Here is a 13438-nt window from a genome sequence, read left to right on the forward strand (position 1 = left end):
AGAATGTGGTTAAGGTAGCGGTAAACGCGGCGTGCCGCAATGCTCAGTTGTCTGCAAAAAAGAAAGGGCCGGAATCCGGCCCTTTTTATGTCAGGAGACATTACTCTTCGGCATCATCTGCCGCATCGTCATCAGAATCTGCTTCGTCAGAATCAGCTTCATCGGTCTCGGTTTCCGGTGCGATTTCATCGTCACCTTCCGCGACGCTACCGTCGATGGAATCAAGTTCTTCGTCGTCGACTGGCTCAGCGACACGTTGCAGGCCCACCACGTTTTCATCTTCCGCAGTTCGGATGAGGATAACGCCCTGGGTGTTACGCCCTACCACGCTGATCTCAGACACGCGCGTACGCACCAGCGTACCGGCATCAGTGATCATCATGATCTGGTCACAGTCATCAACCTGCACCGCACCCACAACAGAGCCGTTACGCTCGGTGACTTTGATGGAGATAACGCCCTGTGTGCCACGAGACTTGGTCGGATATTCGCCTTCCGCAGTCCGTTTACCGTAACCATTCTGCGTCACGGTCAGGATAGCGCCTTCACCGCGTGGAATGATCAGTGAAACAACGCTGTCTTCGCCCGCCAGTCGAATACCGCGAACGCCGGTCGCTGTACGACCCATTGCGCGTACGGCGTTCTCTTTAAAGCGCACCACTTTACCGGCGGCAGAGAACAACATAACCTCGTCAGAACCGGAGGTCAGATCCACACCGATCAGTTCATCACCTTCGTTCAGGTTGATGGCGATAATCCCGGCAGAACGTGGACGGCTGAAACCGGTCAGCGCGGTTTTCTTCACGGTACCGCTCGCGGTCGCCATAAAGACGTTCACACCTTCTTCGTACTCGCGTACCGGCAGAATCGCGGTGATACGCTCGTTCGGCTCAAGCGGAAGCAGGTTGACGATCGGACGACCACGCGCACCGCGGCTCGCTTCCGGCAGCTGATACACTTTCATCCAGTACAAACGACCACGGCTTGAGAAGCACAGGATCGTGTCATGGGTGTTCGCCACCAGCAGGCGATCGATAAAGTCTTCTTCTTTGATACGGGCTGCCGATTTGCCTTTACCACCACGACGCTGCGCTTCGTAGTCGGTGAGCGGCTGATACTTCACATAGCCCTGATGAGACAGGGTCACAACCACATCTTCGCGGTTGATCAGATCTTCAATGTTGATATCAGACGTATTCGCCGTGATTTCAGTGCGACGCGCATCACCAAACTGGTCGCGGACCAGTTCCAGCTCTTCGCGGATCACTTCCATCAGACGATCGGCGCTGCCGAGGATATGCAGAAGCTCTGCGATCTGCTCCAGCAGCTCTTTGTACTCGTCGAGCAGTTTTTCATGCTCAAGGCCAGTCAGTTTCTGCAAACGCAGATCCAGAATCGCCTGTGCCTGCTGTTCGGTCAGGTAATATTGACCGTCACGCACGCCAAATTGAGGTTCCAGCCACTCAGGACGCGCCGCGTCATCACCCGCACGTTCCAGCATGGCAGAGACGTTGCCCAATGCCCACGGCTGAGCAACCAATCCTGCTTTCGCTTCGGCAGGGGTTGGCGCACGACGAATCAACTCGATGATCGGGTCGATGTTGGCCAGTGCGACAGCCAGCGCTTCCAGAATGTGCGCACGATCGCGCGCTTTACGCAGTTCGAAAATAGTACGGCGAGTCACCACTTCACGGCGGTGACGCACGAACGCGCTCAGGATATCTTTCAGGTTCATGATCTTCGGCTGGCCATGGTGCAACGCAACCATGTTGATGCCGAAGGAAACCTGAAGCTGAGTCTGGGAGTACAGGTTGTTCAGCACAACCTCACCCACCGCGTCGCGTTTGATTTCAATCACGATGCGCATACCGTCTTTATCAGACTCGTCACGCAGCGCGCTGATGCCTTCAACGCGTTTTTCTTTTACCAGCTCCGCGATTTTCTCGATCAGGCGAGCTTTGTTCACCTGATACGGAATTTCGTGGACGATAATGGTTTCACGACCGGTTTTCGCGTCGGCTTCCACTTCCGCGCGGGCGCGAATGTAAATCTTGCCGCGACCGGTGCGGTACGCTTCTTCAATCCCACGGCGGCCATTAATGATGGCGGCAGTTGGGAAGTCCGGGCCTGGAATGTGTTCCATCAGCCCTTCGACGGTGATCTCTTCATCGTCGATGTAGGCGAGGCACCCGTTAATGACTTCAGTAATGTTGTGCGGCGGAATGTTCGTGGCCATACCGACGGCGATACCGGAAGAACCGTTAACCAACAGGTTTGGGATCTTGGTCGGCATAACATCAGGAATACGCTCGGTGCCGTCGTAGTTATCGACGAAATCAACCGTGTCTTTTTCCAGGTCAGCCATCAGCTCATGGGCGATTTTCGACATACGGATTTCCGTATAACGCATCGCCGCAGCGGAGTCACCATCGACAGAACCGAAGTTACCCTGGCCATCCACCAGCATGTAACGTAAGGAGAAAGGCTGCGCCATACGGACGATCGTGTCATACACGGCAGTATCACCATGGGGGTGATATTTACCGATGACGTCACCAACGACGCGGGCAGATTTTTTGTAGGCTTTATTCCAGTCATTGCCCAATACGTTCATGGCGTATAGTACGCGACGGTGTACCGGCTTCAGGCCATCTCGGACGTCTGGCAGCGCGCGGCCAACAATGACCGACATCGCATAATCCAGATAGGAGCTCTTAAGCTCTTCCTCGATGTTAACCGGTGTAATTTCTCTCGCAAGGTCGCTCATCTAACCGCTATCCCTCTACTGTATCCCGGATTCAAAGGTCGCAAATTATAACACAATCGCTCCCATACAGGTAAACCTGTATGGTTTATTCGCGGGGAGAGCCTGATATACTCGATCCTCTTGCGAATTAAGGAGTAAAAGCGCCCATGAATGCCGAAAAATCCCCGGTAGCTCACAACGTCGACCATGCAGAGATCGCCAAATTTGAAGCGGTGGCATCCCGCTGGTGGGATCTCGACGGTGAGTTCAAACCTCTGCACCGCATAAACCCGCTGCGTTTGGGCTATATCGCGGAGCGCTCCGGCGGTCTGTTCGGTAAAAAAGTGCTCGACGTCGGCTGCGGCGGCGGCATTCTGGCCGAAAGCATGGCGCGCGAAGGCGCAACGGTTACCGGCCTGGACATGGGGTTTGAACCACTCCAGGTTGCGCGTCTGCATGCCCTGGAATCCGGTATTCAGGTTGACTATGTTCAGGAAACCGTTGAAGAGCACGCCGCTAAACACGCGCATCAATACGATGTCGTCACCTGCATGGAAATGCTCGAACACGTGCCTGACCCGCAATCGGTGGTCAACGCCTGCGCCGCTTTGGTGAAACCCGGTGGGCACGTCTTCTTCTCGACGATTAACCGCAACGGAAAAGCGTGGCTGATGGCGGTAGTGGGCGCGGAATATGTGCTGCGCATGGTGCCGAAAGGAACCCATGACGTTAAGAAATTCATCAAACCTGCTGAATTATTAGGCTGGGTAGATCTGACCTGGCTGAAAGAGCAACACATCACCGGCTTGCATTACAATCCATTGACCGACAAATTCAAGCTCGCGCCGGGTGTAGATGTTAACTATATGTTGCACACGACGACAAAAAACGACTAACGTCATTCGTTATTCTTATAAAGATTGCGCGACATCACGTTGCGCAATTCTGACCTCTCGTTGAAGAAATCAGCACTCGATCAAATTTTAGATTTTTTTTCTAAATTATTGACATGACGTCCAGGCCTTACGATACGAGGACTTAGGGTTTATTACGCTTTAGCAACCTGAAATTAACGTCAAAATCAACTCTTGTACTGAAATGATTCCTTACTAGAATACTCACCATATAGCGTTTTTCTTATCGCAAACCCCCTATATGTAGTATTTATCCACAGAGTTAGCCACAAGGCGCTTCTGTGGATAAGCAGGGGGATATTTTTTTATTTCACGGACAGGTAAAAAACCACATGAATCAAAGTCTGCTGGTGACAAAGCGCGACGGTACTACCGAGCGTATCAATCTCGACAAAATCCATCGAGTTCTCGACTGGGCAGCAGAAGGACTGAACAACGTATCTATCTCTCAGGTGGAACTGCGTTCACATATTCAGTTCTACGACGGGATTAAGACCTCAGATATTCATGAAACCATTATCAAAGCCGCAGCCGATCTGATCTCCCGCGAAGCACCGGATTACCAGTACATGGCCGCACGCCTCGCCATTTTCCATCTGCGCAAAAAGGCCTACGGTCAGTTTGAGCCGCCAGCGCTGCTCGATCACGTCACGAAAATGGTTGACCTGGGCAAATACGACGCGCATCTGCTGGAAGACTACACGGAAGAAGAGTTCAAGCAGATGGACGGGTTTATCGACCACTGGCGCGACATGAACTTCTCCTACGCCGCGGTGAAGCAGCTGGAAGGCAAGTACCTGGTTCAGAACCGCGTCACAGGCGAAATCTATGAGAGCGCACAGTTCTTGTATATTCTGGTTGCCGCGTGCCTGTTCTCAAACTATCCGCGTGAAACGCGCCTGGACTACGTGAAGCGTTTTTACGACGCCGTATCCACCTTTAAAATTTCTCTGCCTACGCCGATTATGTCTGGCGTGCGCACCCCGACGCGTCAGTTCAGCTCCTGCGTACTGATCGAGTGCGGCGACAGCCTGGATTCCATCAACGCAACCTCAAGCGCGATTGTGAAATACGTCTCCCAGCGCGCCGGTATCGGTATCAATGCCGGCCGCATTCGTGCGCTGGGCAGCCCAATTCGCGGCGGTGAAGCGTTCCACACCGGCTGTATCCCGTTCTACAAACACTTCCAGACCGCGGTGAAATCCTGCTCTCAGGGCGGCGTACGCGGCGGTGCAGCCACCCTGTTCTACCCAATGTGGCATTTGGAAGTCGAAAGCCTGCTGGTCCTGAAAAACAACCGTGGCGTTGAAGGCAACCGCGTTCGTCATATGGACTACGGCGTGCAGATCAACAAACTGATGTACACCCGTCTGCTGAAAGGCCAGGACATCACCCTGTTCAGCCCCTCCGACGTACCGGGCCTGTACGATGCGTTCTTCGCCGATCAGGATGAATTTGAGCGTCTATACACGCAATACGAGCAAGACGACAGCATCCGTAAGCAGCGCGTTAAGGCCGTCGACCTGTTCTCCCTGATGATGCAGGAACGTGCTTCTACTGGCCGTATCTACATTCAGAACGTTGACCACTGCAACACGCACAGCCCGTTCGATCCGGCGATTGCGCCAGTGCGCCAGTCTAACCTGTGCCTGGAAATCGCTCTGCCGACCAAACCGCTGTACGACGTTAACGACGAAAACGGCGAAATCGCGCTGTGTACGCTGTCTGCATTCAACCTGGGCGCGATCAAGAGCCTGGCCGAGCTGGAAGAGCTGGCTGTGCTGGCGGTTCGTGCACTGGATGCCCTGCTGGATTATCAGGATTACCCAATTCCGGCGGCAAAACGTGGCGCAATGGGTCGTCGTACGCTGGGTATTGGCGTGATCAACTTCGCCTACTGGCTGGCGAAAAACGGCAAGCGTTACTCCGATGGCAGCGCCAACAACCTGACGCACGAAACCTTCGAAGCGATTCAGTATTACCTGATGAAAGCCTCTAACGAGCTGGCGAAAGAGCAAGGCGCGTGCCCGTGGTTCAACGAAACCACCTACGCGAAAGGCATTCTGCCGATCGATACCTACAAAAAAGACCTGGATGCGATCGTCAATGAGCCGCTGCATCTCGACTGGGAAACGCTGCGTGAGTCCATCAAGACCCACGGCCTGCGCAACTCCACGTTGTCTGCGCTGATGCCGTCAGAGACCTCTTCGCAGATCTCTAACGCCACCAACGGTATTGAGCCGCCGCGCGGTCACGTTAGCATCAAAGCGTCGAAAGACGGCGTGCTGCGTCAGGTAGTTCCGGATTATGAACTGCTGAAAGACAGCTACGAGCTGCTGTGGGAAATGCCGAATAACGACGGTTATCTCCAACTGGTGGGCATCATGCAGAAGTTTATCGATCAGTCGATCTCTGCTAACACCAACTACGATCCAACGCGCTTCCCGTCAGGAAAAGTGCCGATGCAGCAGTTGCTGAAAGACCTGCTGACCGCCTATAAATTTGGCGTAAAAACCCTGTACTATCACAACACCCGTGACGGTGCAGAAGATGCGCAGGACGATATGGCACCTTCTATTCAGGACGATGGCTGCGAAAGCGGCGCATGTAAGATCTAATGAAGGGCGGGGATTTCCCCGCCTTTATTTCGTAAGACAGGACATCTATTCATGGCATATACCACCTTTTCACAGACGAAAAACGACCAGCTCAAAGAGCCGATGTTTTTCGGTCAGCCGGTCAACGTGGCACGCTACGATCAGCAAAAATATGACATTTTCGAAAAGCTGATCGAAAAGCAACTCTCCTTCTTCTGGCGTCCGGAAGAAGTGGACGTTTCTCGCGATCGTATCGATTTCCACGCGTTGCCGGATCATGAAAAGCACATTTTTCTCAGCAACCTGAAGTACCAGACGCTGCTGGATTCCATTCAGGGCCGTAGTCCGAACGTGGCGCTGCTGCCGCTGATCTCGATTCCTGAACTGGAAACATGGGTTGAAACCTGGGCGTTCTCCGAGACGATCCACTCGCGTTCTTACACCCATATCATCCGTAATATCGTTAACGATCCGGCGGTGGTATTTGACGATATCGTCACAAACGAGCAGATCCAGAAACGCGCGGAAGGCATTTCCCACTATTACGATGAGCTGATCGAAATGACCAGCTACTGGCATCTGCTGGGTGAAGGGACGCATTCTGTTAACGGTAAAACCGTGACCGTCAATCTGCGTGCGCTGAAAAAACAGCTGTACCTGTGCCTGATGAGCGTCAACGCACTGGAAGCGATCCGCTTCTACGTCAGCTTTGCCTGCTCGTTTGCCTTCGCTGAGCGCAAACTGATGGAAGGTAACGCCAAAATTATTCGTCTGATCGCCCGTGACGAAGCGCTGCATCTGACCGGCACTCAGCACATGCTGAATCTCTTACGCAGCGGCGTGGACGATCCGGAGATGGCGGAGATCGCCGAAGAGTGCAAACAGGAATGCTATGACCTGTTCGTGCTGGCCGCCCAGCAGGAAAAAGAGTGGGCAGAGTACCTGTTCCGCGATGGCTCCATGATCGGCCTGAACAAAGATATTCTGTGCCAATACATCGAATACATCACCAATATCCGCATGCAGGCGGTAGGGCTTGAGCTGCCGTTCAAAACGCGCTCCAACCCGATTCCGTGGATCAACACCTGGCTGGTGTCCGATAACGTGCAAGTTGCGCCGCAGGAAGTGGAAGTGAGTTCTTATCTGGTCGGTCAGATTGATTCCGAAGTGAACACTGACGATCTGAGCGATTTCCAGCTCTGATGAGCCGCGTAACGTTAAGCCTTTCCGGTACAGAAGTATTGTGCCGGGAAGAACACCCTTCCCTGCTGGTGGCCCTGGAGTCGCATCAGGTTGAAGTTGAGTATCAGTGCCGTGCGGGCTACTGCGGCTCATGCCGCTGTCGTTTAGTGGCAGGACAAGTGGACTGGCTAACGGAACCGCTGGCGTTTATCAACGATGGGGAAATTTTGCCCTGCTGTTGCCGGGCAAAAGGCGATATCGAAATCGAAATGTAATGCCCGCTTACGCGGGCATTTTTTTAGCCTCGTTTCTGCATCATCTCCGCATGATGGCGTTTTTCGCCAATCATAACGACGATCAGCAGTAATACCGCCATAATGCTGCCGCCAATCATCACCATAAAGCCACCATCCCAGCCGAAGAAATCGACCGTGTAACCCACGATGGCGCTGGCCGCGACTGAGCCACCAAGATAGCCGAACAGACCGGTAAAGCCCGCGGCAGTGCCTGCGGCTTTTTTCGGCGCCAGTTCCAGCGCATGCAGACCAATCAGCATCACCGGACCGTAAATCAGGAAGCCGATCACAATCATACAGGCCATATCCACGCCCGGATTACCTGGAGGATTCAGCCAGTACACGATAGTGGCGATGGTCACGAGCGTCATAAAGAACACGCCCGTTGCACCACGGTTGCCTCTGAACACTTTGTCCGACATCCAGCCGCAAATTAACGTGCCTGGAATACCGGCGTATTCATACAGAAAATAGGCCCACGACGACTTATCCAGTGCGAAATGCTTCACCTCTTTCAGATAGGTCGGCGACCAGTCGAGGATGCCGTAACGCAGCAGATAGACAAACACGTTGGCGATAGCGATGTACCACAACAGTTTGTTAGGCAGAACGTACTTCATAAAGATCTGTTTTGCCGTCAGCTCTTCTTCATGCTGCTCGTTGTAATCGTCCGGGTAGTCGTTTTTATACTCTTCAATCGGCGGAAGACCGCACGATTGCGGGGTATCACGCATCAAAGCAAAGGCAATGATCGCAATAACGATGGCCCCGAAAGCAGGCATATACAGCGCCGCTTTCCAGTCGTTAAACCACGCCATCCCCAGCAGGAACAACAGCGGTGGAATACCGCCGCCAACGTTATGCGCACAGTTCCACACCGAGACAATCCCACCACGCTCTTTCTGCGACCACCAGTGCACCATGGTACGTCCGCACGGCGGCCATCCCATTCCCTGGAACCAACCGCACAGGAACAGCAGGACAAACATGATGGCGATACTGGACGTTGCCCACGGTACAAAGCCCATGAATAACATCACGGCGGACGCCAGAATCAAACCGGCAGGCAAGAAGACGCGCGGATTCGAGCGATCCGAAACGGACCCCATAATGAACTTGGAAAACCCATAGGCAATCGAAATACCCGACAGTGCGAAACCTAAATCACCGCGTGAAAATCCTTGTTCAACCAGATACGGCATCGCCAGCGCAAAGTTCTTACGCACCAGATAGTAAGCGGCATAGCCGAAGAAAATACCGAGGAAAATTTGCCAACGCAGGCGACGGTATAGCGGGTCGACTTCTGCCTCTGACACGCGCGCCTGATGCGGCGCAGGTTTGAAGATACTGAGCATTAGAGCCTCCGTGGCCATGTCATAAATTTTCGAGGTTGTGTAGCCACCCCGATTCCAGAGGCCGCGATGTTAAAAAATCACAGCGATTGTTACTGTGAATCAACGCACAAATTGTTACAGAAATATGACAGCATGAGCAAATAAGCGCATGAGATCACGCTTTAGTTTCGTATTGCGCTCGATTATGTTCGAAATCAAACAAACCACACTATTAATGTGGCTGAATAGTAAAAAACGAACATGAGGGAAGATAATGACACTCCGCGATCCTCGTTATAGCGATGTGATTATCATCGGCGGCGGCGCAACAGGGGCTGGTATCGCACGAGACTGTGCCCTGCGCGGGCTAAAGGTTACGCTGCTGGAGCGTCACGATATCGCCACCGGTGCGACCGGGCGAAACCATGGCTTACTACACAGCGGCGCGCGCTACGCGGTGACCGACAACGAGTCCGCCCGCGAGTGCATCGCAGAAAACCAAATTCTCAAACGCATCGCCCGCCACTGCATTGAGCCTACCGACGGCCTGTTTATTACCCTGCCCGAAGACGATCTCGCGTTTCAGCAGACCTTTGTCCGTGCCTGCACCGAAGCGGGTGTTCGCACCGAAACGCTCGATCCGGCGCTCGCCAGACGCCTTGAACCCTCGGTGAATCCTGCACTCATTGGCGCAGTGAAAGTCCCCGATGGAACCGTCGATCCCTTCCGTCTGACCGCCGCCAACATGCTTGACGCGCGCGAGCATGGCGCGATCGTTCTGACGGCTCACGAGGTCACTGGCCTTATCCGCGACGGCGATACCGTCCGGGGCGTGCGCGTCTATGACACGCTTTATGGCGAACACAGTGAGCTGTATGCCAACGTGGTGGTCAACGCTGCCGGGATCTGGGGCCAGTGCATCGCTGAATACGCCGACCTCTCGATCCGCATGTTCCCGGCGAAAGGCTCGCTGCTGATCCTCGACCATCGCATCAACAATCACGTCATCAACCGTTGCCGCAAGCCGTCAGACGCGGACATTCTGGTGCCCGGCGATACCATTTCGCTCATTGGCACCACGTCCACGCACATCGACTATAACGATATCGACTGCAATCGCGTCACCGCCGAAGAGGTGGATATCCTGTTGCGCGAAGGAGAAAAACTGGCCCCTGTCATGGCGCAAACGCGCATTCTTCGCGCGTATGCAGGGGTGCGTCCGCTCGTAGCCAGCGACGATGACCCTACCGGGCGCAACGTCAGCCGCGGGATTGTCCTGATGGACCACGCCAAACGCGACGGTATGGAAGGTTTTATTACCATCACCGGCGGCAAACTGATGACTTATCGCTTGATGGCCGAGTGGGCAACAGACGCTGTATGTCAAAAGCTGGGCAATACGCAGCCCTGCTCCACAGCGCAACGCCCTCTACCAGGCTCGCAGGAATCTACCGAAAAAACGCTGCACAAAATTATCTCGCTCCCCGCGCCACTGCGCGGTTCGGCCCTCTACCGCCATGGCGATCGCACGCCCGCCTGGCTCGGTCAGAGTCGTCTCAGCCGCAGCCTGGTGTGCGAATGCGAAGCCGTGACGGCGGGCGAAGTGCAATACGCGGTTGAAAATCTGACGGTCAATAATCTGCTCGATTTACGTCGCCGCACCCGAGTCGGCATGGGAACCTGTCAGGGTGAACTGTGCGCATGTCGCGCCGCCGGACTTTTGCAGCGCTTCAACGTCACCACATCAGCACAGTCGCTCGCACAGTTAAGCGAGTTTCTTAACGAACGCTGGAAAGGCGTGCAGCCCATTGCCTGGGGCGATGCGCTGCGCGAAAGCGAATTCACCCGCTGGGTATACCAGGGATTATGCGGCCTGGAAAAGGAGCAGCACGATGAAGTTTGATACGGTGATTATCGGCGGCGGTCTGGCAGGAATTCTGTGCGGACTTAAGCTTACCCAGCGCGGTCTGCGATGTGCGATCGTCAGTCGTGGCCAAAGCGCTCTGCATTTTTCGTCCGGATCGTTAGATTTGCTGGGCGCGCTTCCTGATGGCTCCGTGGTAGACACACCGTTAACCGCGTTGCAAAACCCCGACGCATTGCCCGCAGAACATCCCTACCGGCTGGTGGGCACGGACAATATCGCGCGTCTTGCCGATGAGACTGAAACGCTGCTCGCCACCTGCGGGGCGCGACTCCGTGGACATGCGCGTCGAAATCATCAGCGCGTCACCCCGCTCGGCATGCTCCGTCCCGCATGGCTCAGCCCCGAAGAGGTTCCCGTCGCCCCGATTCAATCGCAGCGGGTACGCGTGGTCGGGATTAGCGGTTTTCTGGATTTTCAGGCGCATCTTGCCGCCGCATCGCTGCGCAATCAGGGCATCAGCGCCGATACCGCAGAAATAGAGTTGCCGGAACTGGACGTACTGCGCGATAACGCCAGCGAGTTTCGCGCGGTCAATATCGCCCGTTTTCTTGATAACGATGACAAATGGCCGCTGCTGTTCAACGCCCTGCAGCCGCTCAGCCAGGGATGCGATGCGTTGTACATGCCGGCCTGTTTTGGCTTAGCGGATAATCGCCTTTGGCGTTGGCTGTCAGACCGCCTACCGTGCGCGCTCCATTTATTGCCGACGCTTCCGCCTTCAGTGCCGGGCATACGCCTGAATAATCAACTCCAGCGCCAGTTTATTGCCCAGGGCGGCGTCTGGATGGCGGGCGATGAAGTCAAAAAAGTGACGCTCGACAACGGCGTCGTCAGCGCCCTTTGGACACGAAATCATGGTGATATCCCGCTGCGCCCTCGGTTCGTGGTGCTGGCAAGCGGCAGTTTTTTCAGCAACGGGCTTATCAGTACCCGCGAAGGGATACGCGAAGCCGTGTTGGGCCTGGATGTGCGGCAAAACACCTCCCGTGCCGACTGGTATCAAAGCGATTTCTTTGCCCCGCAGCCGTGGCAACAATTCGGCGTGATCGCTGACAATACCCTACGACCGCAGCTTTCCGGCTCTCCCGTCGATAATCTTTACGCTATCGGTTCCGTGCTGGGCGGTTTTGATCCCATCGCGCTGGGCTGCGGTGGCGGCGTTTGCGCCATTACCGCCCTGTATGCCGCAGAACAAATTTGTCAGCGCGCAGGAGGCGAGCAATGAACGACACCCGTTTTGAAAGCTGCATTAAATGCACCGTGTGTACCACGGTTTGCCCGGTCAGCAGCGTGAATCCGCACTATCCTGGGCCGAAACAGGCGGGACCGGATGGCGAGCGGCTGCGATTGAAAGACGGCGCTTTGTACGATGAGGCGCTCAAATACTGTATCAACTGCAAACGTTGCGAGGTCGCGTGCCCTTCCGATGTCAAAATCGGCGACATCATTCAGCGCGCGCGGGCGCAATACAGCAAACAGAAGCCAAAACTGCGCGATATAATTTTGAGCCACACGGATCTGATGGGCACTGTTTCAACCCCGTTTGCACCGCTGGTGAATGCCGCGACATCGCTGAAGCCGGTACGTCAGCTCCTCGACGTGGCGCTGAAAATCGATCACCACCGCAGCCTGCCAAAATATTCACACGGCACCTTCCGTCGCTGGTACAAATCGGTCGCCGAGAAGCAGGCAACCTACGCCGATCAGGCTGCCTTTTTCCATGGGTGTTACGTCAACTATAACCATCCGCAGTTGGGCAAAGATCTGATCACGGTGTTAAACGCGATGGGCACCGGCGTGCAGTTGCTAAATAAAGAGAAGTGCTGCGGAGTGCCACTCATTGCCAACGGCTTTACCCACAAAGCACGCAAACAGGCGCAAAGCAACGTGTCGTCGCTTCGAGAAGCCATTGTCGGGAAAGGCATTCCGGTCCTCGCCACCTCGTCCACCTGTACCTTTACGCTACGCGATGAATACCCGCACGTGCTGGATGTGGACAACAGCGGCCTGCGTGAACATATTGAGCTGGCGACGCGTTTTCTCTGGCGCAAACTGGATAACGGTCAGACGCTGCCCTTAAAACCGCTGCCGCTGAAAGTGGTGTATCACACGCCGTGTCATATGGAAAAAATGGGTTGGTCGATCTACACGCTGGAATTGCTGAGGCTGATCCCAGGTCTGGAACTGACGGTTCTGGATTCGCGCTGCTGCGGGATTGCGGGAACGTACGGCTTTAAAAGCGAAAACTACCCGACGTCACAGGCGATTGGTGCGCCCCTGTTCCGCCAGATTGAAGAGAGCGGCGCAGACATCGTGGTGACCGACTGCGAAACCTGCAAATGGCAAATTGAGATGTCCACCAGTAAACGCTGTGAACATCCCATCTCGCTACTGGCAAAAGCGCTGGGATGATCATTATCGGGGCTTTCAGGCCCCGATATT

General features: G+C 54.7%; 9 protein-coding genes. 7 read left to right on the forward strand and 2 right to left on the reverse strand.

Going from position 1 to position 13438, the window contains the following annotated elements; all coding sequences use genetic code 11:
* Positions 1 to 100: 100 nt before the first annotated feature.
* Complete coding sequence (gyrA, locus tag I6L74_RS01615; protein ID WP_059179297.1) at positions 101 to 2767, reverse strand: DNA topoisomerase (ATP-hydrolyzing) subunit A; 2667 nt, start codon at positions 2765 to 2767, stop codon at positions 101 to 103.
* A gap of 146 nt (positions 2768 to 2913) precedes the next feature.
* On the opposite strand from gyrA, the gene ubiG reads away from it, so the two are divergent.
* The 4 genes from ubiG (at position 2914) to yfaE (ending at position 7714) form a co-directional block, all read left to right on the forward strand.
* Positions 2914 to 3642: a bifunctional 2-polyprenyl-6-hydroxyphenol methylase/3-demethylubiquinol 3-O-methyltransferase UbiG gene (gene ubiG, locus I6L74_RS01620; protein WP_059179298.1), complete on the forward strand. Its 729-nt coding sequence runs from the start codon at positions 2914 to 2916 to the stop codon at positions 3640 to 3642.
* A 350-nt stretch (positions 3643 to 3992) separates the two neighbouring features.
* Positions 3993 to 6278 carry a class 1a ribonucleoside-diphosphate reductase subunit alpha gene (nrdA, locus tag I6L74_RS01625; RefSeq protein WP_059179498.1) on the forward strand — a complete coding sequence of 762 codons (2286 nt, stop codon included), beginning with the start codon at positions 3993 to 3995 and terminating at the stop codon, positions 6276 to 6278.
* 51 nt (positions 6279 to 6329) lie between these two features.
* Entirely contained in the window at positions 6330 to 7460 is a 1131-nt protein-coding gene (gene nrdB / locus I6L74_RS01630; protein WP_059179299.1) for a class Ia ribonucleoside-diphosphate reductase subunit beta, read from the forward strand.
* Entirely contained in the window at positions 7460 to 7714 is a 255-nt protein-coding gene (gene yfaE, locus I6L74_RS01635; RefSeq protein WP_059179300.1) for a class I ribonucleotide reductase maintenance protein YfaE, read from the forward strand. Before nrdB ends, yfaE begins: the two co-directional genes overlap by 1 nt.
* Positions 7715 to 7737: 23 nt before the next feature.
* On the opposite strand, the gene glpT is transcribed toward yfaE, so the two are convergent.
* Complete coding sequence (glpT, locus tag I6L74_RS01640) at positions 7738 to 9090, reverse strand: glycerol-3-phosphate transporter (RefSeq protein WP_015959802.1); 1353 nt, start codon at positions 9088 to 9090, stop codon at positions 7738 to 7740.
* A 253-nt stretch (positions 9091 to 9343) separates the two neighbouring features.
* On the opposite strand from glpT, the gene glpA reads away from it, so the two are divergent.
* From glpA to glpC, 3 genes are read left to right on the forward strand one after another with little or no spacing between them, the layout of a single operon-like run.
* Complete coding sequence (glpA, locus tag I6L74_RS01645) at positions 9344 to 10972, forward strand: anaerobic glycerol-3-phosphate dehydrogenase subunit A (RefSeq protein ID WP_059179301.1); 1629 nt, start codon at positions 9344 to 9346, stop codon at positions 10970 to 10972.
* Entirely contained in the window at positions 10962 to 12221 is a 1260-nt protein-coding gene (glpB, locus tag I6L74_RS01650; RefSeq protein WP_059179302.1) for a glycerol-3-phosphate dehydrogenase subunit GlpB, read from the forward strand. Before glpA ends, glpB begins: the two co-directional genes overlap by 11 nt.
* Positions 12218 to 13408: an anaerobic glycerol-3-phosphate dehydrogenase subunit GlpC gene (glpC, locus tag I6L74_RS01655; protein WP_059179303.1), complete on the forward strand. Its 1191-nt coding sequence runs from the start codon at positions 12218 to 12220 to the stop codon at positions 13406 to 13408. Before glpB ends, glpC begins: the two co-directional genes overlap by 4 nt.
* The last annotated feature ends 30 nt before the right edge of the window (positions 13409 to 13438 follow it).

This window comes from Lelliottia amnigena (assembly GCF_019047465.1).
Lineage (GTDB): Bacteria > Pseudomonadota > Gammaproteobacteria > Enterobacterales > Enterobacteriaceae > Enterobacter > Enterobacter amnigenus.